The organism is Pseudomonas flavocrustae (assembly GCF_029872515.1).
In the GTDB taxonomy this organism is placed as follows: domain Bacteria; phylum Pseudomonadota; class Gammaproteobacteria; order Pseudomonadales; family Pseudomonadaceae; genus Chryseomonas; species Chryseomonas aestiva.
Window position 1 is genome coordinate 149,739 of sequence record NZ_JAPDIQ010000004.1, and the last position, 22,502, is coordinate 172,240.

The 22,502-nt window shown below is 65.8% G+C and carries 22 protein-coding genes; 12 read left to right on the top strand and 10 right to left on the bottom strand.

Going from position 1 to position 22,502, the window contains the following annotated elements:
- Nucleotides 1-94 precede the first annotated feature (94 nt).
- Nucleotides 95-1,147 (top strand): SMP-30/gluconolactonase/LRE family protein, encoded by a 1,053-nt coding sequence (locus OMP44_RS11225; protein WP_133860030.1) that lies wholly within the window; start codon nucleotides 95-97, stop codon nucleotides 1,145-1,147.
- A 109-nt stretch (nucleotides 1,148-1,256) separates the two neighbouring features.
- Nucleotides 1,257-2,657 carry a sugar porter family MFS transporter gene (locus OMP44_RS11230; protein ID WP_064309180.1) on the top strand — a complete coding sequence of 467 codons (1,401 nt, stop codon included), beginning with the start codon at nucleotides 1,257-1,259 and terminating at the stop codon, nucleotides 2,655-2,657.
- A gap of 45 nt (nucleotides 2,658-2,702) precedes the next feature.
- Here OMP44_RS11230 and OMP44_RS11235 read toward each other — a convergent pair whose 3' ends face one another.
- A complete protein-coding gene (locus tag OMP44_RS11235) occupies nucleotides 2,703-3,140 on the bottom strand; it encodes a YMGG-like glycine zipper-containing protein (protein ID WP_017642352.1) in 438 nt (145 codons plus the stop codon).
- Between the two features lie 232 nt (nucleotides 3,141-3,372).
- On the opposite strand from OMP44_RS11235, the gene OMP44_RS11240 reads away from it, so the two are divergent.
- Nucleotides 3,373-4,581 carry an aldose 1-epimerase family protein gene (locus OMP44_RS11240; protein ID WP_280308117.1) on the top strand — a complete coding sequence of 403 codons (1,209 nt, stop codon included), beginning with the start codon at nucleotides 3,373-3,375 and terminating at the stop codon, nucleotides 4,579-4,581.
- 8 nt (nucleotides 4,582-4,589) lie between these two features.
- Here OMP44_RS11240 and OMP44_RS11245 read toward each other — a convergent pair whose 3' ends face one another.
- Nucleotides 4,590-4,991, bottom strand: a complete 402-nt coding sequence (locus tag OMP44_RS11245; RefSeq protein WP_026083995.1) for an acyl-CoA thioesterase — start codon at nucleotides 4,989-4,991, stop codon at nucleotides 4,590-4,592.
- Between the two features lie 481 nt (nucleotides 4,992-5,472).
- Here OMP44_RS11245 and OMP44_RS11250 point away from each other — a divergent pair, with 481 nt between their 5' ends.
- The 5 genes from OMP44_RS11250 to gltP all read left to right on the top strand — a co-directional run bounded on the left by OMP44_RS11250 (nucleotide 5,473) and on the right by gltP (nucleotide 11,219).
- Nucleotides 5,473-6,786 (top strand): MFS transporter, encoded by a 1,314-nt coding sequence (locus OMP44_RS11250; protein ID WP_187980600.1) that lies wholly within the window; start codon nucleotides 5,473-5,475, stop codon nucleotides 6,784-6,786.
- A 166-nt stretch (nucleotides 6,787-6,952) separates the two neighbouring features.
- Nucleotides 6,953-8,152: a formaldehyde dehydrogenase, glutathione-independent gene (fdhA, locus tag OMP44_RS11255; RefSeq protein ID WP_133860026.1), complete on the top strand. Its 1,200-nt coding sequence runs from the start codon at nucleotides 6,953-6,955 to the stop codon at nucleotides 8,150-8,152.
- A gap of 145 nt (nucleotides 8,153-8,297) precedes the next feature.
- On the top strand, nucleotides 8,298-8,660 hold the full coding sequence (locus OMP44_RS11260) for a hypothetical protein (RefSeq protein WP_187980599.1): 363 nt from the start codon (nucleotides 8,298-8,300) through the stop codon (nucleotides 8,658-8,660).
- A 67-nt stretch (nucleotides 8,661-8,727) separates the two neighbouring features.
- Complete coding sequence (locus OMP44_RS11265) at nucleotides 8,728-9,558, top strand: aldo/keto reductase (protein WP_133860024.1); 831 nt, start codon at nucleotides 8,728-8,730, stop codon at nucleotides 9,556-9,558.
- A 311-nt stretch (nucleotides 9,559-9,869) separates the two neighbouring features.
- Complete coding sequence (gene gltP, locus OMP44_RS11270) at nucleotides 9,870-11,219, top strand: glutamate/aspartate:proton symporter GltP (protein ID WP_133860023.1); 1,350 nt, start codon at nucleotides 9,870-9,872, stop codon at nucleotides 11,217-11,219.
- A 212-nt stretch (nucleotides 11,220-11,431) separates the two neighbouring features.
- Here the strand turns inward: gltP and OMP44_RS11275 are convergent, their stop codons facing one another.
- Nucleotides 11,432-12,277 carry an NAD-dependent epimerase/dehydratase family protein gene (locus tag OMP44_RS11275; RefSeq protein ID WP_273862441.1) on the bottom strand — a complete coding sequence of 282 codons (846 nt, stop codon included), beginning with the start codon at nucleotides 12,275-12,277 and terminating at the stop codon, nucleotides 11,432-11,434.
- Between the two features lie 151 nt (nucleotides 12,278-12,428).
- Between OMP44_RS11275 and OMP44_RS11280 the strand changes: the two genes are divergently transcribed.
- The 3 genes from OMP44_RS11280 to OMP44_RS11290 all read left to right on the top strand — a co-directional run bounded on the left by OMP44_RS11280 (nucleotide 12,429) and on the right by OMP44_RS11290 (nucleotide 16,903).
- Entirely contained in the window at nucleotides 12,429-13,361 is a 933-nt protein-coding gene (locus OMP44_RS11280; RefSeq protein WP_133860021.1) for a hydrogen peroxide-inducible genes activator, read from the top strand.
- Nucleotides 13,358-15,433 (top strand): ATP-dependent DNA helicase RecG, encoded by a 2,076-nt coding sequence (gene recG / locus OMP44_RS11285; RefSeq protein WP_187980596.1) that lies wholly within the window; start codon nucleotides 13,358-13,360, stop codon nucleotides 15,431-15,433. The genes OMP44_RS11280 and recG overlap by 4 nt, the downstream gene beginning before the upstream one ends.
- A 75-nt stretch (nucleotides 15,434-15,508) precedes the next feature.
- Nucleotides 15,509-16,903, top strand: a complete 1,395-nt coding sequence (locus OMP44_RS11290; protein ID WP_187980595.1) for an aminoacyl-tRNA deacylase and HDOD domain-containing protein — start codon at nucleotides 15,509-15,511, stop codon at nucleotides 16,901-16,903.
- 94 nt (nucleotides 16,904-16,997) lie between these two features.
- On the opposite strand, the gene rpmG is transcribed toward OMP44_RS11290, so the two are convergent.
- On the bottom strand, nucleotides 16,998-17,153 hold the full coding sequence (rpmG, locus tag OMP44_RS11295) for a 50S ribosomal protein L33 (protein ID WP_007159904.1): 156 nt from the start codon (nucleotides 17,151-17,153) through the stop codon (nucleotides 16,998-17,000).
- Nucleotides 17,154-17,164: 11 nt separating this feature from the next.
- Nucleotides 17,165-17,401: a 50S ribosomal protein L28 gene (gene rpmB / locus OMP44_RS11300; RefSeq protein WP_007159903.1), complete on the bottom strand. Its 237-nt coding sequence runs from the start codon at nucleotides 17,399-17,401 to the stop codon at nucleotides 17,165-17,167.
- A 391-nt stretch (nucleotides 17,402-17,792) separates the two neighbouring features.
- On the opposite strand from rpmB, the gene OMP44_RS11305 reads away from it, so the two are divergent.
- Nucleotides 17,793-19,370 carry an ABC transporter substrate-binding protein gene (locus tag OMP44_RS11305; protein ID WP_280308136.1) on the top strand — a complete coding sequence of 526 codons (1,578 nt, stop codon included), beginning with the start codon at nucleotides 17,793-17,795 and terminating at the stop codon, nucleotides 19,368-19,370.
- A gap of 51 nt (nucleotides 19,371-19,421) precedes the next feature.
- Here the strand turns inward: OMP44_RS11305 and OMP44_RS11310 are convergent, their stop codons facing one another.
- The 5 genes from OMP44_RS11310 to OMP44_RS11330 all read right to left on the bottom strand — a co-directional run bounded on the left by OMP44_RS11310 (nucleotide 19,422) and on the right by OMP44_RS11330 (nucleotide 22,502).
- Nucleotides 19,422-19,751 (bottom strand): Na+/H+ antiporter subunit G, encoded by a 330-nt coding sequence (locus OMP44_RS11310; protein ID WP_133860017.1) that lies wholly within the window; start codon nucleotides 19,749-19,751, stop codon nucleotides 19,422-19,424.
- Between the two features lie 171 nt (nucleotides 19,752-19,922).
- Nucleotides 19,923-20,192 (bottom strand): K+/H+ antiporter subunit F, encoded by a 270-nt coding sequence (locus OMP44_RS11315; RefSeq protein WP_133860016.1) that lies wholly within the window; start codon nucleotides 20,190-20,192, stop codon nucleotides 19,923-19,925.
- Entirely contained in the window at nucleotides 20,177-20,680 is a 504-nt protein-coding gene (locus tag OMP44_RS11320; RefSeq protein ID WP_187980593.1) for a Na+/H+ antiporter subunit E, read from the bottom strand. Before OMP44_RS11320 ends, OMP44_RS11315 begins: the two co-directional genes overlap by 16 nt.
- Nucleotides 20,677-22,176, bottom strand: a complete 1,500-nt coding sequence (locus OMP44_RS11325) for a monovalent cation/H+ antiporter subunit D (RefSeq protein ID WP_280308144.1) — start codon at nucleotides 22,174-22,176, stop codon at nucleotides 20,677-20,679. The genes OMP44_RS11320 and OMP44_RS11325 overlap by 4 nt, the downstream gene beginning before the upstream one ends.
- Nucleotides 22,173-22,502 (bottom strand): Na+/H+ antiporter subunit C, encoded by a 330-nt coding sequence (locus tag OMP44_RS11330; RefSeq protein ID WP_017642337.1) that lies wholly within the window; start codon nucleotides 22,500-22,502, stop codon nucleotides 22,173-22,175. Before OMP44_RS11330 ends, OMP44_RS11325 begins: the two co-directional genes overlap by 4 nt.

The following is a 22,502-nucleotide window of genomic DNA, read 5'->3' on the forward strand; positions in this document are numbered from 1 at the left end:
AGAAGCGCTCGCAGGAGGCGCCTCCCGTCCTGGATGCGGAGGCGCTCTGCCACCGGCCTTGCCGGACCCATAACGACAACAAAGGAGTCTCCTCATGCCTCTCGCCCGCCGCACCTTTCTTGGCGTGTCCCTGGCCGCCTCGGCCGGTCTGGTCGCCAGTCGCGCCCTGGCCGACGACAAGTTTGGTCTCACCCGCAACTGGGAAGGCAAGCCGCCCATTGTCATGCCCGATCCCGCCTGGGAGATCCACGACCAGGCCTTCAAGGGCCGCCTGGGCAATGCCTTCGTCGAGCGGCTGTGGTCCGGCGGTCTCTGGACCGAAGGGCCGGTATGGATGGCCGACTGGCGCTGCCTGCTGTTCAGCGACATCCCCAATGCCCGGGTGATGCGCTGGAGCGCCGACGACGGCCATGTCAGCGTCTATGACGACCAGTCCCACAACGCCAATGGCCATACCCGTGATCGCGAGGGCCGGTTGATCAGCTGCGAGCACGACAGCCGCCGCGTCACTCGCCGCGAGTTGAACGGCAGCGTCACGGTGCTGCTCGACCGCTTCGACGGCAAGCCGCTGAACGCCCCAAACGACGTGGTGGTCGGCGCCGATGGCGCCATCTGGTTCACCGATCCGGGCTACGGCATCCTCGGCGCCTACGAGGGCCACAAGGCCGAATTCGAGCTGCCCACCAACGTCTATCGCATCGATCCCCAGGGCAAGGCCACGGTGGCGGCGGGGGATTTCGGCCGCCCCAATGGCCTGGCCTTCGCCCCCGACGGCAAGCGGCTCTACATCAGCGACACCGCTGGCGGCGGCAATCCCGGCAAGCCCAACCACCTGCGTGCCTTCACGCTGAAGGATGACGGCACCCTGAGCGGTGGCGAGGTGCTGATCGATGCCAAGGAGCAGGGCGTGATCGACGGTTTCCGCGTCGACAGCGACGGCAATCTCTGGTGCAGCTGGGCCGGCTCGGCCGAGCAGAACAGCGTGCGGGTCTTCAATCCGAGCGGTCAGCCGCTGGCCACCCTGCACCTGCCGGAAACCGTCTCCAACGTCGAATTCGGCGGCCTCAAGGGCAATCGCCTGTTCATCACCGGCGGCGGTTCGCTCTATGCCACCTATGTGAACGCCCAGCCCGCGCGGCTCTGGTAAGGGCCTCTCACCGGCCGAACCAAGGGTCGTTGGACAGGTCTGTAACAAGCGGATACGGAACGACCCGCGACAACAAGATCGCCCACAAGGCGAGCGAGGAGCCTCAGTCATGAGCAACACCACTACCAATGCCGACGGTCACGTCACCGAAAAGGCCCAGCCCAAGGCGATCTTCGCCTGCTTGATGGCCGCCCTGGCCGGTCTGATGTTCGGCCTCGACATCGGCGTCATTTCCGGCGCCACCAAATTCATCCAGCAGGAATTCCAGATCTCCGATCAGGTGATCGAATGGATCGTCTCCAGCATGATGGCCGGTGCCGCCCTGGGCGCCCTCGGCGCCGGCTCGCTGTCGGCCAAGCTGGGTCGCAAGAAGTCGCTGATGCTGGGCGCCGTGCTGTTCGTGATCGGCTCGATCCTCTGTGGTCTGGCCACCTCGCCGACCATGCTGATCTTCGCCCGCTTCCTGCTCGGCCTGGCCATCGGCATCGCCTCCTTCACCGCGCCGCTGTACCTGGCCGAGGTGGCTCCGGAAAACATCCGCGGCTCGATGATCTCGCTGTACCAGCTGATGATCACCGCCGGCATCCTGCTCGCCTTCCTCTCCAACACCGCCTTCAGCTACTACGAAGCCTGGCGCTGGATGCTCGGCATCATCGCCATCCCCGGGGTGCTGTTCCTGATCGGCGTCTTCGCCCTGCCCGACAGCCCGCGCTGGCTGATCATGGCGGGTCGCCGCGAGGAAGCGATCAAGGTCCTGCACCGGCTGCGCGGTGACGAAAAGGTCATCCAGCAGGAGGTTGCCGAGATCGAAGAGCAGCTCAAGGTCCCGCAAAAGGGCTGGTCGCTGTTCAAGGAGAATCCCAACTTCCGCCGCTCGGTAGGCCTGGGCGTACTCCTGCAGGTGGTGCAGCAGTTCACCGGCATGAACGTGGTGATGTACTACGCGCCGCGCATCTTCGAAGGCATGGGCTACGACACCGCCGCCCAGATGTGGTTTACCGCCGCGGTCGGTCTGACCAACGTGCTGGCCACCTTCATCGCCATCTTCCTGGTCGACAAGTGGGGCCGCAAACCCATCCTCTATACCGGTTTCGTGGTCATGGCCGTGGGCCTGGGCGTGGTCGGCACCATGCTCGGCATGGGCAACCTGAGCCATGGTCAGCAGACCTTCACCGTGGTCATGCTGCTGATCTTCATCGTCGGCTTCGCCATGTCGGCCGGTCCGCTGATCTGGACCCTGTGCTCGGAAGTCCAGCCGCTCAAGGGGCGCGACTTCGGCATCGGCTGCTCCACCTTCACCAACTGGATCGCCAACATGATCGTCGGCGCCACCTTCCTGACCATGCTGGGCACCCTGGGGCAGGGCACCACTTTCTGGATCTATGCCGGACTGAACGTGGTGTTCATCTTCCTGGTGTTCCTGCTGGTACCGGAAACCAAGGGTGTCACCCTGGAACGCATCGAACGCAATCTGATGCAGGGCAAGCGCCTGCGCGATCTCGGTCAGTAGCTTCGCGCGCAACAAAAAAACGCCCGGCAATGCCGGGCGTTTCTATTAGCGATCCCAGTGCTTGTGTCTGTGCTTGGCGTGCTTCCAGCCCTTGCCGGGATGGTCGCGATAGCGGCGATCGTCGCGGCCGCTGTCGCCCAGGTTGTTGCCCAGGGCACTGCCGGCACCGCCACCCAGGGCCGCGCCCACCAGGCCACCGGTGCTGCCACCGACTCTATTGCCGATCACGTTGCCGCCCGCCGCGCCCAGACCGCCGCCGATGGCGGCCTCGGTCCGATTGCGCCGGTCAGCGCCCAGTACACCACCTGCTGCACCGCCCACGCCGGCACCGATGGCCGCACCGGTACTGCCGCCGACCTGCTGGCCGACCAGAGTACCGAGCACACCACCCACGGCGCCGCCGAGTCCGGCTTCGGTATTGCCCGCATAAGCCGGGGCAACGCCCGCCAGGGCAAGCAACAAGAACAGGGCTGAAGGTTTCATGGAGTCCACTCCGTGGTAGAGACGAGCCGATCCTCGGCAAAAATCGCTGCCCTGGCAAGTACCGAACGGTCGTTTGAATGGTAAAGGTTGTCTTTACCCAATCCTTTGATTTCCCTGAACAAACCTATACGCGAAGAGCGGGTCTCGCACCTTTGATGGCGTCTGGAACAGGGTCTGCAGCCTGGCGCGAGCTGGTCTAGACTCAAGACGATCGCGCTGCCAGGGGGACTCCATGATCCGCGCTCGTCTGTTGTCTGGCTGTCTCCTGTTCCTTGCCAGTGCCAGCGCCTCGGCCTGGGAATACACCCTCATCGCCCCCGACAAGCCGGTGCAGAACTGGAGCATCAGCAGCGATCGCCTGGGTCTGCGCGATGGCCTGGCCTTTACCGTCGGCGTGCACCGCCTGAGCGGCGGACGTCAGGAGGGCTCGGTGCTGATCGAGATCGATACCGGCGCTATGCAACTCACCGTGGTGGCGACCCGCGGCATGAACGTCCTGCGCGCCCAGGCCGGCACCCTGCGACTGGGCTGGGATTCCCCGGTACGCGAGGTGGTCAATCCGGCCTTCGTCAACCTGGAAAGCCGCAATGGCCTGGGCTGGCTGGAAGGCTTCAACGAACTGGTGGCGCGTGCCGGCTTCGAGTGGGTCGGCCATCCGGGCCTGGACCGGGGGCAGCTGCTGACCCTGCATGGCCGGGCCAGTTACCTGCCGGCCAGCCAGGTGGTGCTGACCATCGACGAACAGCCGCCGCACCGCATCAGCCTCAGGGGCGTGCTGCACGAAGAGGCCTTCAAGCAGGCCAACTTCCGCATCGACACCGAACTGGTTACCCACGCGGGGGCCACCGGTTTCACCCTGCACGACCGCCTGACCAACCAGGGGGCGCATACCGCCGAGTACCAGGTGCTCTATCACAGCAACTTCGGTCCGCCGCTGCTCGGCGAGGGCTCCCGGTTCGCCGCTCCGGTGCGGGAGGTATCACCCTTCGATGCGCGGGCACGCCAGGAGCTGGGGGAATGGCAGGCCTATCGCGCGCCCACGCCGGGCTATGGCGAGACGGTCTACAACCTCTACCCCTGGGGCGACGATCAGGAGCGCAGCCTGGCGGTACTGCACGATCGCAGTGCCCACCAGGGCGTGGCGCTGGCCTTCAATGTGCGGGAGCTGCCGGTCTTCACCCTGTGGAAGAACACCGATGCCAAGGCCCAGGGCTATGTCACCGGCCTGGAACCGGGCACCAGCTTTTCCTACAACCGCGGCCAGCAGCGGGCGCTGGGGCTGGTGCCGCGGATCGAAGCCGGCGGCACGCGCGACTTCACCCTCGATTATCGGTTGCTGGCCACCGCTGCCGAGGTCCGGCAGGCGCTGGAGCAGGTCGAAGGCATTCGCCACGGACGGCCGACCAGGGTGCGGGAGGCGCCGCTGGCCCAGGAGCTCTAGCGGTAGGGCTAGCGCCGCGCGGGCAACGGCCGGGTGCGACCGCTGCCATCGATGGCGACAAAGACGAACACCGCCTCGGTCACCTTGCTCCATTCGCTGGACAGCGGATCGTCGCTCCAGACCTCGATGAGGATCTGGATGGAGCTGCGGCCCACCTCCAGGGTGTTGGTATAGAAGGAGAGCTGTGCGCCCACGGGCACCGGCGTCATGAAGGCCATGCGGTCGATGGCCACCGTGGCCACGCGGCCAGCCGCCAGGCGACTGGCCATGGCGCTGCCGGCCAGGTCCATCTGGGCCACCAGCCAGCCGCCGTAGATGTCGCCGAAGCCGTTGGTCTCGCGGGGCAGAGCGGTGATCTGCATGGCCAGGTCGCCCTGGGGGATGGGATCTTCTTGTTCGAGCTCTTCGATCATGACAGGGCCCTCGGGAGCCCGGATAGGTAGGTAACGTTCAGCATCTGCACGCAAGAATGCTGCCAATCTCTCTGGGGAGATCGTTAGGGGGCTACAGTATAACGCCTGGGGCAGGGCGGCTCGACCGCTTTTGCACCAGCATGAAACAGTCATAGCTCGGCAGATGAGCCCTGAATGGGCACTGAATGAATAGCGGAAATTCCTTGCAGATTTGCTATCGTGGAGACCGTGCACGGCCAGGCAATCCAGAGGGTCGTGCACGTCCGATGATCAGGTAATGATCGGTAGACCTGCTGCTGCCGTGCTCCACAAGAGCGCAGGCGGCGCGGTGCAGGTCCGGCGCCCATCCGGCGACCCGCCCGATCCCTGCCAGCCGCCCCAGGCGGACGGTCACTCGGGGCCGCGTCTTGTCCGCTACACCCGGAGGGATGCCAGAGGCCGAATTTCCTTTGCGCTCCTCTCTTGTCCGGGATCCTCGATGAAACTGCAATCCGCCTCCGCGCCGCTCACGTCGCGCCCTCTGGGCCGCAACGACTACAAGACCCTCTCGCTGTCCGCCCTGGGCGGTGCGCTGGAGTTCTACGACTTCGTCATCTTCGTCTTCTTCGCCGCCGTGGTGGGGAAGCTGTTCTTTCCCGCCGACATGCCCGACTGGCTGCGGCAGATGCAGACCTTCGGCATCTTCGCCGCGGGTTACCTGGCACGCCCGCTGGGCGGCATCATCATGGCCCACTTCGGTGACCTGCTCGGGCGCAAGAAGATGTTCACTCTGAGCATCTTCATGATGGCGCTGCCGACCCTGGGCATGGGCCTGATGCCCACCTACGCCCAGATCGGCGTGGCCGCGCCGATCCTGCTGCTGGTTCTGCGCATCATCCAGGGCGCGGCCATCGGCGGCGAGGTGCCCGGTGCCTGGGTGTTCGTCTCCGAACACGTCCCCGGCAAGCACGTCGGCTATGCCTGCGGCACCCTGACCGCCGGCCTCACCTTCGGCATCCTGCTCGGCTCGCTAATGGCGACCCTGATCAATACCGTCTTCACCCCGCTGGAGGTGGCCGACTACGCCTGGCGCTTCCCCTTCATCATCGGCGGTGTCTTCGGCCTGTTCTCGGTCTACCTGCGCCGCTGGCTGCACGAGACGCCGGTGTTCGCCGAACTGGCGATCCACAAGTCGCTGGCCGAGGAAGTGCCGCTCAAGGCGGTGCTGCGCGACCATCGCAGCAGCGTGATCCTGTCCATGCTGCTGACCTGGATGCTCACCGCCGGCATCGTGGTGGTCATCCTCATGACCCCGACCCTGCTGCAGACCCAGTACGGCTTCTCCGCCGCCATGGCGCTCAAGGCCAACAGCCTGGCCATCGTCTTCCTGACCCTGGGTTGCATCGTTTCCGGCGCCCTGTCCGATCGCTTCGGCAGCGGTCCGGTGTTCATCGTCGGCGGGCTGATCCTGGCGCTGGCCAGCTGGTCGCTCTATGCCGGTCTGAAGGTCCATCCGGAATGGCTGTTCCCGCTCTACGCCTTTGCCGGTGCGGCGGTCGGCGTCATCGGCGGCGTGCCGCGGGTGATGGTGCTGGCCTTCCCGCCCAAGGTGCGCTTTTCGGGGCTGTCGTTCTCCTACAACGTCGCCTACGCCATCTTCGGCGGCCTGACGCCCATGGTCGTCACCCTGATGCTCAAGGAGCATCCGCTGGGCCCGGCCTGGTACGTCATGGGGCTGGCCCTGCTGGGCGTGGGTATCGGCTGCTACCTGCTCAGCCGCGAGCGCCGCGCCGCCGCCCTGGCACCCGCCTGACCCCGACCGGTCGCGCCGCCCCACCGGCGGCGTGAACGGGTTCGCCAGGCCGACCCGCCAGGGCGACCTCGGCATGGTCAAAAACGCCATCCCCACAGACGCCGTGCTTCGCGAGGACTAGGCTCGAACCGCTAGAGCCAGTCCAACAACAACAGCGAGGTGCAACATGTCCGGTAATCGTGGCGTCGTCTATCTGGGCGCGGGCAAGGTCGAGGTGCAGACCATCCCCTACCCGAAGATGGAAACCCCGCAGGGCAAGCGTATCGACCACGGCGTCATCCTGCGCGTGGTCTCCACCAATATCTGTGGTTCCGACCAGCACATGGTGCGTGGCCGGACCACCGCTCCCGAAGGCCTGGTGCTCGGCCACGAGATCACCGGTGAGGTCATCGAAGCGGGCCGTGACGTCGAGACCCTCAAGGTCGGCGATCTGGTTTCGGTGCCCTTCAACGTCGCCTGCGGTCGCTGCCGTACCTGCAAGGAGCAGGACACCGGCGTCTGCCTGACCGTCAATCCCTCGCGCGCCGGCGGTGCCTATGGCTACGTCGACATGGGCGGCTGGGTCGGCGGCCAGGCCGAATACGTGCTGGTCCCCTATGCCGACTTCAACCTGCTCAAGCTGCCGAATCGCGATGCGGCCATGGAAAAGATCCGTGACCTGACCTGCCTGTCCGACATCCTGCCCACCGGCTACCACGGCGCCGTCACCGCCGGCGTCGGCCCGGGCACCAGCGTCTATGTGGCCGGTGCCGGCCCCGTGGGCCTGGCCGCTGCCGCCTCGGCCCGCCTGCTGGGCGCCGCCGTGGTCATCGTCGGCGACGTCAATCCGGTGCGCCTGGCTCACGCCAAGGCCCAGGGCTTCGAGATCGCCGACCTGTCCCTGGATACTCCGCTGCACGAGCAGATCGCCGCGCTGCTGGGCACGCCGGAAGTGGATTGCGCCGTGGATGCCGTCGGCTTCGAAGCCCGTGGCCATGGTCACGAAGGCGCCAAGAGCGAGGCTCCGGCCACGGTGCTGAACTCGCTGATGGGCATCGTGCGGGTGGCCGGCAAGATCGGCATCCCCGGTCTGTACGTCACCGACGATCCGGGCGCGGTCGACGCCGCCGCCAAGCAGGGTGCCCTGAGCATCCGCTTCGGTCTGGGCTGGGCCAAGTCCCACAGCTTCCACACCGGCCAGACCCCGGTGATGAAGTACAACCGCCAGCTGATGCAAGCCATCATGTGGGATCGCATCAAGATCGCCGACATCGTCGGCGTGCAGGTGATCACCCTGGACGAGGCCCCGCGCGGCTACAGCGAGTTCGATGCGGGCGTACCGAAGAAATTCGTTATCGATCCGCACAAGCTGTTCAGCGCGGCCTGACCATCGCGCCGAGGGTTTTGTCCGGGAATGCTGGCCATTTGGCATTCTCGGGCAAAGCCTGCAGTCGTTTGCCACACCAAAGGGTCTACCCTCGCAGCGTCCGATTCGGGCGCTGTTTTTTTTTGGTGCTACAGACGAGGCCAGTATGACCCCGAATGTCCTTTCGACCCTTCGCCGTATCCTCCCCTCACTGCTCGTGGCGTCCGTGCTGCTGCTGGGCAGCAACCTGGCCCGTGCCGAGGGCGGTGTGTCCTTTCGCTTTGCCGAAGAAGGGCAGGGCTGGATGCTGCGCGGCCCGGTCGATGTCCTCAAGTGGCCCTTCGTCTATGACCGCAGCCGTGAACGCGTGCGCAACACCCTGGTACGGCTGGACGGCGATACGCAGGTGCGGGTGATCGAGACCCGCTCCTTCCAGCGCTGGAAGCGCATCGAGCTGCAGCAGGATGGCCGTACGGTGCTGGGCTGGGTGGAAAGTTACAGCGTGCCCGAAGCCATGCGCCTCGACTGATCGGGAGCAAAAGGCCACCGCCACCAGTCACACCTCTGGTATCCCACTCATTCCAGAGGAGCGACGCATGTCCGCGATCACCCGTCTTCAGCTCAACGACGGTCACCACATTCCGCAATTTGGTCTGGGGGTCTGGCAGACCCCGGCCGAAGAGACCGCGCAGGTGGTCAAGACGGCCCTCGACCTGGGCTACCGACACATAGATACCGCTGCCATCTACGGCAATGAAGAGGGTGTCGGCAAGGCCATCGCCCAGGCCGGTCTGCCGCGTGACGAGCTGTTCGTCACCACCAAGCTGTGGAATGCCGACCAGGGCTACGACAGCGCCCTGCGCGCCTTCGACACCAGCCTGGCCAAGCTGGGCCTGGAGCATGTCGACCTCTACCTGATCCACTGGCCACTGCCGGAAAAGGGCTTGTTCCTCGACAGCTGGAAGGCGCTGATCGAATTGCGCAACCAGGGTCGGGTGAAGTCCATCGGCGTATCCAACTTCCGTCAGGCCGATATCGAGACGCTGCTGACCGAGACCGGCGTGGTGCCGGTGGTCAACCAGATCGAGTGCCATCCGCTGCTGCAGCAGCAGGAGTTGCGCGACTTCAACACCTACAAGGGCATCGCCACCGAGGCCTGGAGTCCGCTGGCCCAGGGTGGCGAGCTGCTCGGCAGCCCGGTGCTGCAGCAACTGGCCGCCAAGCACGGCAAGACACCGGCCCAGGTGGTGCTGCGCTGGCATATCCAGCTCGGCAACATCATCTTCCCCAAATCCAAGACGCCCAAGCGCATCGAAGAGAACATGCAGATCTTCGACTTCACCTTGGACGACGAGGACCTGCGGCAGATCGCCGGGCTGAATCAGGACAAGCGCCTCGGTCCCGATCCCGCCACCTTCAACGGCTGACGTGCATGGGGCGCCGCGATGAGCGGCGCCTCTGTATGCCTGGCGTGCAAGGCGCCAGTGCCTGTATGCTGCGCGGCCCTTTCGGGACACCTCATGCCGGATCGGCATAGGGCAGGCGACAGCGGCATTAGACATACCCCGTTACCCTCTGGCAAAAGTGTGACGCCTTGGTGCTCCTCGTCCTTTTCGAGCACCGTTTCCGCAGCCTGAACGCACCCTCCACGTTGGCGTTGCATGCGCTTTGCGCATCACGACCCGGCACGGTGACGTTCGTCCCGAACTCCATCCAAATAGAACAAAGGTGTCGGTACATGACCAAGCCCAAGCTCAGCCTCGCGTGGCAGATCCTTATCGGCCTCGTGCTGGGGATCGCCGTCGGCGCACTGCTCAATCACTTCAGCGCCGAGAAGGCCTGGTGGATCTCGAACGTCCTCAAGCCGGCCGGCGACATCTTCATCCGGCTGATCAAGATGATCGTGGTGCCCATCGTCATCGCCACCCTGGTGGTCGGCATCGCCGGCGTCGGCGACTCCAAGAAGCTCGGTCGCATCGGCCTCAAGACCATCCTCTACTTCGAGATCGTCACCACCCTGGCCATCGTCGTCGGCCTGTTCTTCGCCGACAGCGTGCAACCCGGTGCCGGCATCGACATGAGCACCCTGGGCACCACCGACATCTCTCAGTACCAGAAGACCACCGCGGAAGTGCAGCATGACCACGCCTTCATCGCCACCATCCTCAACCTGATCCCGTCCAACGTCTTCGCCGCCGTCGCCCGTGGCGAGATGCTGCCGATCATCTTCTTCGCGGTGATGTTCGGCCTGGGCCTGGGCGCCCTGCCGGAAGCCACCCGCGAGCCGGTGGTGCGCGTCTTCCAGGGCATTTCCGAGGCCATGTTCAAGGTCACCCACATGATCATGAACTACGCCCCCATCGGCGTCTTCGCACTGATCGCGGTGACCGTAGCCAACTTCGGCTTCGCCTCCCTGCTGCCGCTGGCCAAGCTGGTAGTGCTGGTCTACGTCGCCATCGGCTTCTTCGCCCTCGGCGTGCTGGGTCTGGTGGCCAAGCTGTTCGGCTTCTCGATCTTCCGCATCATCCGCATCCTCAAGGACGAGCTGATCCTGGCCTATTCCACCGCCAGTTCGGAAACCGTGCTGCCGCGCATCATCGAGAAGATGGAGGCCTATGGCGCGCCCAAGGCCATCACCAGCTTCGTGGTGCCCACCGGCTACTCCTTCAACCTGGACGGCTCCACCCTCTACCAGAGCATCGCGGCGCTGTTCATCGCCCAGCTCTATGGCATCGACCTGTCGCTGAGCCAGCAACTGCTGCTGGTGCTGACCCTGATGGTCACCTCCAAGGGCATCGCCGGCGTACCGGGCGTCTCCTTCGTGGTGCTTCTGGCCACCCTGGGCAGCGTTGGCATCCCGCTGGAAGGCCTGGCCTTCATCGCCGGTGTGGATCGCATCATGGACATGGCGCGCACCGCCCTGAACGTGATCGGCAACGCCCTGGCCGCGCTGGTCATCGCCAAGTGGGAGGGCCTCTACGACGCCGAGAAGGGCGCCGCCTACTGGGCAGCCCTGCCGCACCTGAAGAGCACCGCCAAGGTCGAGGAGCGTCCTCAGGCCACCCGCGGTGAAGCCCTGCGTGATTGATTGGATCGTGAGTTGAATCCAGAGCCCGGCCGGTGTGGTGTTTGAGAAGTTCGCGCAAGAATTGGTGAGTGATTTTTTGGTCTGGGCCAGGCGCCGCGACGAGTCATAGCAGAGCTATGGCAAGGAGTGGCAACGCCGACCAGGCCGAAAAAGCGCCGCCAAAATTGTGCAGTTAACTTCTCAAGCACCACACATTGCCGGGCTCCGTCGTTTCAGCGGTCGAGAATGGCCGCGTAGCCTTCGCGATAGCTGGGGTAGCGGGGCGTCCAGCCCAGCGCCCGGGCGCGGGCGTTGCTGCACCTCTTGCTGCCGGCGCGGCGCAGCTGGGCTTCGTCGGACCAGAAGGTGATGCCCAGGCGCGCCCGCAGCCAGTCCACCACTTCGTCCAGCGGCGCCGGATCGTCGTCCACGCCCAGATAGAGAGCGTCCAGGGCGACGCCTTCGCGATCCCGCTGCAGCAGCAGCGCCAGCAGGCCGGCGGCGTCCTCGACGTGGATGCGATTGCCATACAACGGCGGTTCGCGGGTCACCCGGGAGCCCTCGCGCACCTGGCGCAGCAGCGCCTCGCGGCCCGGGCCATAAATGCCGGTCAGGCGGACCACGCTGGCGGGCAGGCCGCCGCCCAGCGCCAAATCCTCCGCCTCGCGCAGGATGCGCCCGGAAAAGCGCTCGGGTTCGGCGGGGGCGGTCTCGTCGACCCAGGCGCCATCGCCCTGGGCATAGACGCCGCTGCTGGAGACGAACAGCAGGCGTTGCGGGTGCTGGTCGCAGGCGGCCAGCCAACCCAGCAGGTGGCGCAGGCCATCGACATAGGCGGCGCGATAGCCGGCTTCGTCATGGTGGGTCGCGGCGGTGGCATAGACCACCTGGTCAAGGGGCTCCCGCGGCCAGGCGGCCGGTGGCGTGGGGACGGCCAGATCGCCCGCGACCGGCAGCAACTGGGCGGGGAGGGCGGCGACGTTGCGTCTGAGGCCGAAGACGCGATGGCCCTGGGCGACCAGTTGCAGACCAAGACGGCTGCCGACATCGCCACAACCGGCGATCAGGATGGTGCTCATCGGTGTTTCCTTCTGCAAAGGCCTGGACAGACGGCCAGGGTAGCCTGCGCCCGGCTGTGGTCCAACCCGGGAGAACAGGCAGCTGCCCGTCGCGCTTGGCCGTTGATAGAGACAGCCGCTAAGATTGGCCGGCACCCCATGGAATTTGACTATGACCCTGACTGAACTGCGCTATATCGTCACGCTCGCCCAGGAACAGCACTTTGGCCGAGCTGCCGAGCGTTGCCACGTCAGCCAGCCGACGCTGTCGGTGGGCGTCAAGAAGCTCGAGGACGAGCTGGGCATTCTGATCTTCGAGCGCAGCAAGAGTGCCGTGCGCCTCACCCCCACCGGCGAGGGCATCGTCGCCCAGGCGCAGAAGGTGCTGGAGCAGGCCCAGGGCATCCGCGAACTGGCCCAGGCCGGCAAGAACCAGCTCACCGCGCCGCTGAAGATCGGCGCTATCTATACCATCGGGCCCTATCTCTTTCCGCACCTCATCCCGCAGCTCAACCGCGTGGCGCCGGAGATGCCGCTGTACATCGAGGAAAACTTCACCCACCTGCTGCGCGACAAGCTGCGCACCGGTGAGCTGGATGCCGTCATTCTCGCCCTGCCGTTCAACGAGCCGGATGTCCTGACCCTGCCGCTGTACGACGAGCCCTTCTACGTGATGATGCCGGCGCGGCACCCCTGGACCAAGCTCAAGACCATTCCGCAGAACCAGCTGAGCGACAAGAGCCTGCTGCTGCTGGGCGAAGGCCACTGCTTCCGCGACCAGGTCCTGGAAGCCTGTCCGACCGTGCGCAAGCACGAGGAAAACAAGAATTCCACGGTGGAGTCCTCTTCGCTGGAAACCATCCGCCACATGGTGGCCTCGGGCCTGGGCGTCTCGGTGCTGCCGTTCTCGGCGGTGGAGAGTCACCACTATGCCCCCGGGATCATCGAGGTGCGCCCCTTCGAGCGGCCGGTGCCCTATCGCACCGTGGCCATCGCCTGGCGCGCCAGCTTTCCGCGGCCCAAGGCCATCGAGGTGCTGGCCGACTCGGTCCGCCTGTGCTCGGTGGCGCGGCCTGAAGCCAAGGGCGTCGTGCAGCCGGCATGAGTGAACTGGCCGCGACGCCGGTCACCGCCCTCAAGGGGGTCGGCGCCGCCCTGCAGGAGAAACTCGCGCGGGTCGGCCTGGAAACCCTGCAGGACGTGCTCTTCCACCTGCCGCTGCGCTACCAGGACCGCACCCGCATCGTGCCCATCGGGGCCCTGCGGCCCGGCCAGGACGCGGTGGTGGAGGGCATGGTCGCCTCCGCCGAGGTGCTCATGGGGCGTCGGCGCAGCCTGCTGGTGCGCCTGCAGGACGGTAGCGGCACCCTGTCGCTGAGATTCTTCCACTTCAGCCAGGCGCAAAAGGACGGCCTCAAGCGCGGCACCCTGCTGCGCTGCTATGGCGAGGTGCGCCCCGGCGCCTCGGGCCTGGAGATCTACCATCCCGAATACCGCGCCCAGGACGAGAACGCCCCGGCGCCGGTCGAGCAGACGCTGACGCCCATCTACCCGACCACCGAAGGCCTCACCCAGCTGCGCCTGCGCCAGCTCAGCGCCCAGACACTGGAGCGGCTCGGGCCCGAATCCCTGCCCGACTGGCTGCCGCCGGAGATGGCCGGGCACTACCGTCTGGGGCCGCTGGCCGATGCCCTGCGCTATCTGCACCGACCGCCGCCGGATGCGGACCTGGAAGAGTTGGCCGAGGGTCGCCACTGGGCCCAGGAACGGTTGGTCTTCGAAGAATTGCTGACCCACCAGTTGTCCCTGCAGCGCCTGCGCGAAACCCTGCGCGCCCAGCGTGCGGTCCCCCTGCCGGCCGCTCGCCGGCTGCCGCAGCTGTATCTGGACAACCTCGGCTTCACCCCCACCGGTGCCCAGCAGCGCGTCGGCCGCGAGATCGCCCATGACCTGGCCCAGCCCGAGCCCATGTTGCGGCTGGTGCAGGGCGACGTGGGCGCGGGCAAGACGGTAGTCGCTGCCCTGGCCGCCCTGCAGGCCATCGAGGCCGGCTACCAGGTGGCGCTGATGGCGCCCACCGAAATCCTCGCCGAGCAGCATTTCCTCAACTTCCAGCGCTGGTTCGCCGCTCTGGACATCGAGGTGGCCTGGCTGGCTGGCAAGCTCAAGGGCAAGGCCCGCGCTAGTTCCTTGGAGCGCATCGCCGCCGGGGCGCCCATGGTGGTGGGCACCCATGCGCTGTTCCAGGACGAGGTACGCTTCGCCCGCCTGGCGCTGGTGGTGATCGATGAACAGCACCGCTTCGGCGTGCAGCAGCGCCTGGCCCTGCGCCAGAAGGGCGTCGACGGCCGCCTGGCACCGCACCAGCTGATCATGACCGCCACCCCCATCCCGCGCACCCTGGCCATGAGCGCCTATGCCGACCTGGACACCTCGGTGCTCGACGAGCTGCCGCCGGGACGGACGCCGGTCAATACCGTGAGCGTCACCGACAGCCGTCGCGAGGAGGTGGTGGAGCGGGTCCGCGCCGCCTGTCACGAAGGGCGCCAGGCCTACTGGGTCTGCACCCTGATCGAGGAATCCGAGGAACTCACCTGCCAGGCGGCCGAGACCACCTACGAAGAATTGCAGCTGGCCCTGGCCGAATTGCACGTCGGGCTGATCCACGGGCGCATGAAGCCGGCGGAAAAGGCCGCGGTAATGGCCGAGTTCAAGGCCGGCAATCTGCAACTGCTGGTGGCCACCACGGTGATCGAGGTCGGGGTGGACGTGCCCAATGCCAGTCTGATGATCATCGAGAATCCCGAACGCCTGGGGCTTGCCCAGCTGCACCAGTTGCGCGGGCGCGTCGGACGGGGCAGCGCCGTCAGCTATTGCGTGCTGCTGTTCCATCCGCCGCTGTCGCAGATCGGTCGCGAGCGGCTGGCTATCATGCGCGAGACCAACGACGGCTTCATCATCGCCGAGAAGGACCTGGAATTGCGCGGCCCGGGCGAGATGCTGGGGACCCGCCAGACCGGTCTGCTGCAGTTCAAGGTGGCCGACCTGATGCGCGACGCCCACTGGCTGCCGGCGGTCCGGGATGCCGCCCAGGAATTGCTGGCGCGCTGGCCGAGTCATGCCGGTCCGCTGCTGGAGCGCTGGTTGCGCCACGGGCAGCAATACGGCCAGGTTTGACAAAGCTTATACAGACGACGCTATCTGCGGAGCCGAATGGTTATACTCCAGGGTGTACGTGAGGAAGAAAATGCCATGACCGATGTAGCGCTCGCTTCGCCCCTCCCTGAAGTCCCCCCTTCGATCCAGCAGTTGCTTGCCCAGTTGAACCTTGCCTACCGACCCACCCCGGCGACGACGCGCCAGCCGCAGGCGAATCGGGTGCATACGGTGCTCCTGAGCGACAGCGTCGGCATGCTGCTGGTGCTGCTGCCCGAGGATCAGTTGCTGGATCTGCGCCGGCTGGTGGAATTCACCGGGCGGCAGCTGGCGGTGGTGGCGCCGGAGCGGCTGATGCGCACCCTCGAGCGCTACGAACTGGATGTCCTGCCGGGGCTGCCGTCGCTGACCAATTCCCCCTGCCTGTATGACGAGCGCCTGCTGGATGCGCCCCGGCTGCTGCTGGAATCCGGTGAGCGCTCGCTGCTACTGGAAGTTGAAACATCTGACTATAGGCGCCTGCTGAATCAGGCCACCGCCGGCAGCTTCGGCATCCCGGCGGCCGGTATCCAGCCCAATCTGCGGCAACCGGAGCGCGACGAGGCGGAAATTCTCCATGCCGCCACCGCCTTCACCGCGCGACGCATCCGGCAGCGCCTGGAAGAGACGCTGGAAATCCCGCCGCTGTCCAAGACCGCGGAAAAGGTCATCAAGCTGCGGGTCGACCCCGACGCCACGGTGGACGACCTGGCCAATGTGGTGGAGACAGATCCGGCGCTGGCGGCCCAGGTGATCAGCTGGGCCGCCTCGCCCTACTATGCCGCGCCTGGCAAGATCCGCTCGGTGGAAGATGCCATCGTGCGGGTGCTGGGCTTCGACCTGGTGATCAACCTGGCCCTGGGCCTGGCCCTGGGCAAGACCCTGAGCCTGCCCAGCGACCAGGCGCAGAACGAGACGCCCTACTGGAAGCAGGCCATCTACACCGCCGCCCTGATCGAGGGCCTGGCGCGCGCCATGCCGCGTGCGGAGCGACCGGAGATGGGCCTGGCCTATCTCGGCGGCCTGCTGCACAACTTCGGCTATCTGGTGCTGGCCCACGTCTTTCCGCCGCACTTCTCGCTGATCTGCCGCCATCTGGAGGCCAACCGCCAGCTCGATCACCAGGTGGTCGAGCACCACCTGCTGGGCATCACCCGCGAGCAGATCGGCGCGGCCCTGATGCGCTGCTGGGAGATGCCCGAAGAGGTGGTGACGGCGCTGCGCTTCCAGGGCGATCCGGGCTACCAAGGCGAGCAGGCGGTCTATCCCAACCTGATCTTCCTCGCCGTGCAGCTGCTGCGTGCCGAGGGCATCGGCAACGGCCCGGCCCAGCCGATTCCCGACGACCTCTATGCGCGCCTGAGCATCGATCCGACCAAGGCGCGGGAATGCATGCAGAAGATCCTTGGCGCCGAAGCCGCCCTGCGCGAGCTGACCGGCCAGTTCAAGTAAGCCGTTGATCTGGCCCGGCGGCGCCCGCCGCCGGGCCAGACGCCAGACAACAAAAAACCCGCCGAGGCGGGTTTCCTGTTCAAGGGGCGATCAATTACTTGATCTTGCCTTCCTTGTACATGACATGCTTGCGCACGACCGGATCGAATTTCTTGATTTCGATCTTTTCGGGCTTGGTGCGCTTGTTCTTGTCAGTGGTGTAGAAGTGGCCGGTACCGGCACTGGAAATCAAACGGATCAATTCACGCATGACGAATCCCCTTAGAATTTTTCGCCGCGGCTACGCAGCTCGGACAGTACGGTTTCGATACCGCGCTTGTCGATGATACGCATGCCCTTGGCAGAAACGCGCAGACGCACGAAGCGCTTCTCGGATTCTACCCAGAAACGGTGGTGCTGCAGATTCGGCAGGAAACGACGACGGGTTTTGTTGTTAGCGTGGGAAACGTTGTTCCCAGTAATCGGACCCTTACCGGTTACTTGGCAAACTCTCGACATGGCTCAGCCCTCATAAACCTCATGCCAAACCCGGCATGGGTTGGCCGCTTGTAACTGTATTGATTCCTGTTTTGACGGGGAGAGCCGGCAAATGCCGGGGACCTGAAGCGGCCATACCCCGAAAAAAGAGCGCTGTTTTATACCAGAAGTACTCTGGCATAACAAGGTAGGGCGACGGATGAAATGCCCGCGCACCGGGCGCTATGCGAGCCCGGCCGGAATGCCAACCGTTCGTCGGTCAGAAGCATTGTGACGGACGGACGGGTGGTCTAGTTTAGAGCGACTGCCATTTTCAATCCACGTCCGTCAGACGACCGCCCGCGGCGCCCGTCAGCCGTTGCCAGCCACCCGGGCGCCGTCTGCCCACTTCGGATCCACAAGGAATCGTTCTATGCGTCTCGCCGCCTTGCCTCTGCTCTTCGCGCCCCTGCTGGCGCAGGCCGCCACGCTCAGCGTCTGTACCGAAGCCAGTCCGGATGGATTCGACGTGGTGCAGTACAACTCCCTGACCACCACCAATGCCTCGGCCGACGTGCTGATGAATCGCCTGGTGGAATACGACGCCAGCGAAGCCAAGCTGGTGCCGAGCCTGGCGCAGAGCTGGACGGTATCGAGCGACGGCCTGACCTATGATTTCGCCCTGCGGCCGGACGTGAAGTTTCACCACACCGACTACTTCACTCCCAGCCGTACCCTGACCGCCGACGACGTGGTGTTCAGCTTCCAGCGCATGCTGGAAAAGGATCACCCCTGGCACGCGGTGGCCAAGAGCGGCTATCCCCATGCCCAGTCGATGCAGTGGCCCAAGCTGATCAAGAGCGTGGAAAAGACCAGTGACCTCGGCGTGCGCATCGTGCTCAACAGCCCGGACGCCACCTTTTTGCCGACCCTGAGCATGGGCTTCGCCTCCATCTATTCCGCCGAATACGCCGAGCAGTTGCTCAAGGCCGGCAAGACCGCCCAGCTCAATGACGAACCCATAGGCACCGGTCCCTTCGTCTTCAAGCGCTACCAGAAGGATGCCGCGGTGCGCTACGCCGCCAATCCGGACTACTTTGCCGGCAAGCCCAAGCTGGATGGGCTGATCTATGCCATCACCCCGGATTCGGCGGTGCGCCTGCAGCGACTCAAGCGCGGCGAGTGCCAGATCGCCCTGTCGCCCAAGCCCCAGGATCTGCAGAGCGCCCAGGAGGACAAGAGCCTGCAGGTGCTGCAGACGCCGGCCTTCATGACCGCCTTCGTCGGCATCAACACCAGCCATCCGCCGCTGGACAACATCAAGGTGCGCCAGGCCATCAACCTGGCGTTCGACAAGCAGAGCTATCTGAAGGCGGTGTTCCAGGACACCGCGGTGGCCGCCGACAACGTCTATCCGCCCACCACCTGGGGCTATGCCAAGGACGTGCCGGCCTACCCCTATGACCCGGCCAAGGCCAAGACGCTGCTGGCCCAGGCGGGCCTCAAGGACGGCTTCAAGACCACCATCTGGACGCGCCCCAGCGGCAGCCTGCTCAATCCCAATCCGCAACTGGGTGCCCAGATGCTGCAGGCCGACCTGAAGAAGATCGGCGTCGATGCGCAGATCCAGGTGATCGAGTGGGGCGAACTGATCCGCCGCGCCAAGACCGGCGAGCACGACCTGCTGTTCATGGGCTGGGCCGGCGACAACGGTGATCCGGACAACTACCTGACGCCGCAATTCTCCTGCGCCTCGGTGCAGTCGGGGCTGAATTTCGCCCGCTATTGCGACAAGACCCTGGATGGCGCCATCAGCAAGGGCAAGACCCTGTCCGACCAGATGGCACGCGCCACGGTGTATCACCAGGCGCAGCGCATCATCCACGACCAGGCGCTGTGGCTGCCGCTGGCGCACCCGACGGTGACGGTGCTGGCCAATAAAGGCGTCGAGGGCTACCAGCCCAATCCCTTCGGCCGCCAGGACTTCAGCAAGGTCAGCGGCGGTCGCTAGGAACGCCTGTAGCCCGACCGCCCGGGCGCGATGAGCGGGCCGTAGCCAGTCCTAGCGCCAGGGCCGGCCGTCGGTACGCTCGACCTGCCTGACCTTCTGCTGGATGGCGGCGCGCGCCAGCATGTGGGCGCTGACCGGCGCGGTGATGAAGATGAACAGGGCGATCAGCAGTTCGTGCAGGCTGAGGCCCTCGCCCTGGACGCTGAAGAACAGCATCGAGGCGACGATGGTGCTGCCCACGCCCAGGGTGGTGGCCTTGGTCGGACCGTGCAGGCGCATGAAGAAGTCCGGCAGCCGGTACAGGCCGATGGCGCCGATAAGGGCGAAGCTGCTGCCGATGAGCAGCAGGGCGCAGATCAGGAGTTCGAGCCAGAAGGGCATGGATTTTCCTCTCTAGAAGCTGTTCATGATCTTGCGAGCTAGAGCCAAGCAAGGCGAAAAGACTTGAGGAAGCGGATCGGACTCGCGCCCGAGTTTACGAATGGTAAATGAGCATTCCGAAAGTCTTTTCAACGCCGCTTGGCCGACGCGCAGCTGATCAGGGATAGGTTCTCAGTCGATGATTTCGCCATGCAGCATGTGCTTGCCCAGCGCCACGGTGCCGACGAAGCCGGTCACGGCGATGAGCAGCGCCGCTTCGAAGAAGACGTCGGTGGCCAGCCAGATGCCGAACAGGATGATGATCGCCAGGACATTGATATAGAGCGTATCCAGCGCCAGCACCCGATCCGGGATGTCCGGTCCCTTCACCAGGCGATAGACGTTGAGCACGGCGGCCACGCCCATCATCCCCATACACAGCAGGGTCACGTAGGTGAGCATTCGAAGATCTCCTTGAGCGGGGCTTCATAGCGCGTCTTGACCTGGCGGATCACCTCGTCCTTGTCCGCGACATCGAGACCGTGCAGCAGCAGGGTCTTGCGATCGCCGCTGAGGCCGGACGAAACGGTGCCGGGGGTGAGGGACACCACGCAGGCGAGCAGGGTGAGCAGGAATTCGTCCTCGATGTCGATGGGGACCTCGATGAATGCCGGCTTGAGCGCCTCGGTCCGGCCCAGCACCAGTCGCGCGACGTGCAGATTGGCGACGATGATGTCGTACAGCACCATCAGCATGTAGCGCAGCAGGAGCAGGGGACGGCGCAAGCGAGGGGCGTGCAGCAGGAAGTCCTGGCAGAGCAACGGGATGCCCCAGCCGAGCAGCAGGCCCAGCAGCAGCTGGCCGAGACTCAGGCTGTTGTTGAGCAGCAGCCAGGTCAGGGTCAGCAGGACGGTGAGCAGCGGGTGTGGCAACAGGCGCCAGCGCTTCATGGGCCAACCCCCCGGACGATGTCGAAGTAGGGTGCGACGTCCAGCAGTTGCCGGGCGGTCTCCAGGGCATAGCCATGCAGCGGCGCCGCCAGCGCCATCAGCAGCGGGCTGCCCAGCAGCAGGCCGAGGGTGGCGGCGAGCTGGACGGGATCGAGGCGCACGTCCAGGGTCGCGCCCTTGCCGCGCCAGAACAGCGTGGTCCCGGCACGAGACAGGGCGATGAGCATGCCCAGCCCGCCGAGCAGCACCACCGGCCAGATGATCAGTGCCGGCCAGGCGGTGCCAGTGGCCTGCAAGAGCATCACCTTGCCGAGAAAGCCGGGGAAGGGCGGCAGGCCGGCAACAGAGATCGCCCCGAGAAAGAACAGGCCGCCGAGCAACCGTGGATGACGCAACGGCGGACCGCTCTTGAGCAGGTCGCCTTGCCCGCCACGCTGCTGGGCGATGAGATCCGCCAGCAGGAACAGGGCGCCGGCGATCCAGGTGCTGTGGACCAGATAGAACAGCGTGGCGGCCAGGCCGGAGACGCTGCCCAGGGCCACGCCGGTCAGCAGCATCCCCACCGAGATGACCACCAGGTAGCCGAGCAGGGTCTTGAGATGGTGGGCGGCCAGGGCGCCGAATACCCCGGCGGCCAGGGTGACCGCCGCCAGTGGCCAGAGCCAGGGCAGCACGTAGTGGGCCAGGGGCCCGGCGGCCGCGCCGAACACCAGCAGGAAGACGCGGACGATGGCGTAGAGCCCGACCTTGGTCATGATGGCGAACAGGGCGGCGACCGGCGCACTGGCCGCCGAATAGGCGCTGGGCAGCCAGAAGTACAGCGGCAGGATGGCGCCCTTGAGGCCGAATACCACCAGCAGCAGGAAGCCCGCGGCGGCCAACAGGGGCGTGCGCTCGGGGTCGGCGCTGGCGACCCTCAGGCCGAGGTCGGCCAGGTTCAGGGTACCGAGCAGGCCGTAGAGCAGGCCGATGCCGATCAGGAACAGCGCCGAGCCCACCAGGTTGAGCACCACGTAGTGCAAGCCGGCGCGTACCCGTGCGGGGCCGGCGCCGTGCACCAGCAGGGCATAGGAGGCGATCAGCAGGATCTCGAAGAAGACGAAGAGATTGAACAGGTCGCCAGTGAGGAAGGCGCCGTTGATACCCAGCAACTGGAACTGGAACAGCGCGTGGAAATCCGGACCGCGCGCGTCGTCGCCGCGGCAGGCGTAGAGCGCCGCGCCCGCGGCCAGTACCGCCACGGTAGCCAGCATCAGCGCGGCCAGGCGATCCAGCAGCAGGACGATGCCGAAGGGCGCCGGCCAGTCGCCGAGGGCATAGACCTCCAGCTGGCCGCTGCCGGCCCGATGCAGGAGCAGCAGCGCTAGTGGCAGCAGGGTCGCGGTGGCGAGCAGCGACAGCCGGCGCGCGGTACGGGCGGACAGCCGCGGGCGCATGAGCAGGAGGGCGCCCATGAACAGCGGCACGAGGATCGGCAGGATGATCAGGTGCTTCATCGGCGCGGCTCCTCGCCATCCACGTGGTCGGTGCGCAATTCGCCCAGGGCACGCAGCGACAGGGCGACCACGAAGGCGGTCATGGCGAAGCCGATGACGATGGCGGTGAGCACCAGCGCCTGGGGCACCGGATCGGCCTGCTCGGCGGCCTTGCCGATCACCGCCGGCACGCCGGTGCGCAGGCGGCCCATGGCGAACAGGAAGAGGTTGACCGCGTAGGAGAGCAGGGTAAGGCCGAGCACCACCGGATAGAGGCGCGCCCTGAGCAGCAGGTACACGCCGCTGGCGGTGAGCACCCCGAGGGCCGTGCAGAACAGGATCTCCAT

What these genes read in the sequence shown, in the direction of transcription:
- OMP44_RS11225 (WP_133860030.1), top strand. Translation starts at nt 95, where the DNA reads ATGCCTCTCGCCCGCCGCACCTTTCTTGGCGTGTCCCTGGCCGCCTCG.
- OMP44_RS11230 (WP_064309180.1), top strand. Translation starts at nt 1,257, where the DNA reads ATGAGCAACACCACTACCAATGCCGACGGTCACGTCACCGAAAAGGCC.
- OMP44_RS11235 (WP_017642352.1), bottom strand. Translation starts at nt 3,140, where the DNA reads ATGAAACCTTCAGCCCTGTTCTTGTTGCTTGCCCTGGCGGGCGTTGCC.
- OMP44_RS11240 (WP_280308117.1), top strand. Translation starts at nt 3,373, where the DNA reads ATGATCCGCGCTCGTCTGTTGTCTGGCTGTCTCCTGTTCCTTGCCAGT.
- OMP44_RS11250 (WP_187980600.1), top strand. Translation starts at nt 5,473, where the DNA reads ATGAAACTGCAATCCGCCTCCGCGCCGCTCACGTCGCGCCCTCTGGGC.
- fdhA (WP_133860026.1), top strand. Translation starts at nt 6,953, where the DNA reads ATGTCCGGTAATCGTGGCGTCGTCTATCTGGGCGCGGGCAAGGTCGAG.
- OMP44_RS11260 (WP_187980599.1), top strand. Translation starts at nt 8,298, where the DNA reads ATGACCCCGAATGTCCTTTCGACCCTTCGCCGTATCCTCCCCTCACTG.
- OMP44_RS11265 (WP_133860024.1), top strand. Translation starts at nt 8,728, where the DNA reads ATGTCCGCGATCACCCGTCTTCAGCTCAACGACGGTCACCACATTCCG.
- gltP (WP_133860023.1), top strand. Translation starts at nt 9,870, where the DNA reads ATGACCAAGCCCAAGCTCAGCCTCGCGTGGCAGATCCTTATCGGCCTC.
- OMP44_RS11275 (WP_273862441.1), bottom strand. Translation starts at nt 12,277, where the DNA reads ATGAGCACCATCCTGATCGCCGGTTGTGGCGATGTCGGCAGCCGTCTT.
- OMP44_RS11280 (WP_133860021.1), top strand. Translation starts at nt 12,429, where the DNA reads ATGACCCTGACTGAACTGCGCTATATCGTCACGCTCGCCCAGGAACAG.
- recG (WP_187980596.1), top strand. Translation starts at nt 13,358, where the DNA reads ATGAGTGAACTGGCCGCGACGCCGGTCACCGCCCTCAAGGGGGTCGGC.
- OMP44_RS11290 (WP_187980595.1), top strand. Translation starts at nt 15,509, where the DNA reads ATGACCGATGTAGCGCTCGCTTCGCCCCTCCCTGAAGTCCCCCCTTCG.
- rpmG (WP_007159904.1), bottom strand. Translation starts at nt 17,153, where the DNA reads ATGCGTGAATTGATCCGTTTGATTTCCAGTGCCGGTACCGGCCACTTC.
- rpmB (WP_007159903.1), bottom strand. Translation starts at nt 17,401, where the DNA reads ATGTCGAGAGTTTGCCAAGTAACCGGTAAGGGTCCGATTACTGGGAAC.
- OMP44_RS11305 (WP_280308136.1), top strand. Translation starts at nt 17,793, where the DNA reads ATGCGTCTCGCCGCCTTGCCTCTGCTCTTCGCGCCCCTGCTGGCGCAG.
- OMP44_RS11310 (WP_133860017.1), bottom strand. Translation starts at nt 19,751, where the DNA reads ATGCCCTTCTGGCTCGAACTCCTGATCTGCGCCCTGCTGCTCATCGGC.
- OMP44_RS11315 (WP_133860016.1), bottom strand. Translation starts at nt 20,192, where the DNA reads ATGCTCACCTACGTGACCCTGCTGTGTATGGGGATGATGGGCGTGGCC.
- OMP44_RS11320 (WP_187980593.1), bottom strand. Translation starts at nt 20,680, where the DNA reads ATGAAGCGCTGGCGCCTGTTGCCACACCCGCTGCTCACCGTCCTGCTG.
- OMP44_RS11325 (WP_280308144.1), bottom strand. Translation starts at nt 22,176, where the DNA reads ATGAAGCACCTGATCATCCTGCCGATCCTCGTGCCGCTGTTCATGGGC.
- OMP44_RS11330 (WP_017642337.1), bottom strand. Translation starts at nt 22,502, where the DNA reads ATGGAGATCCTGTTCTGCACGGCCCTCGGGGTGCTCACCGCCAGCGGC.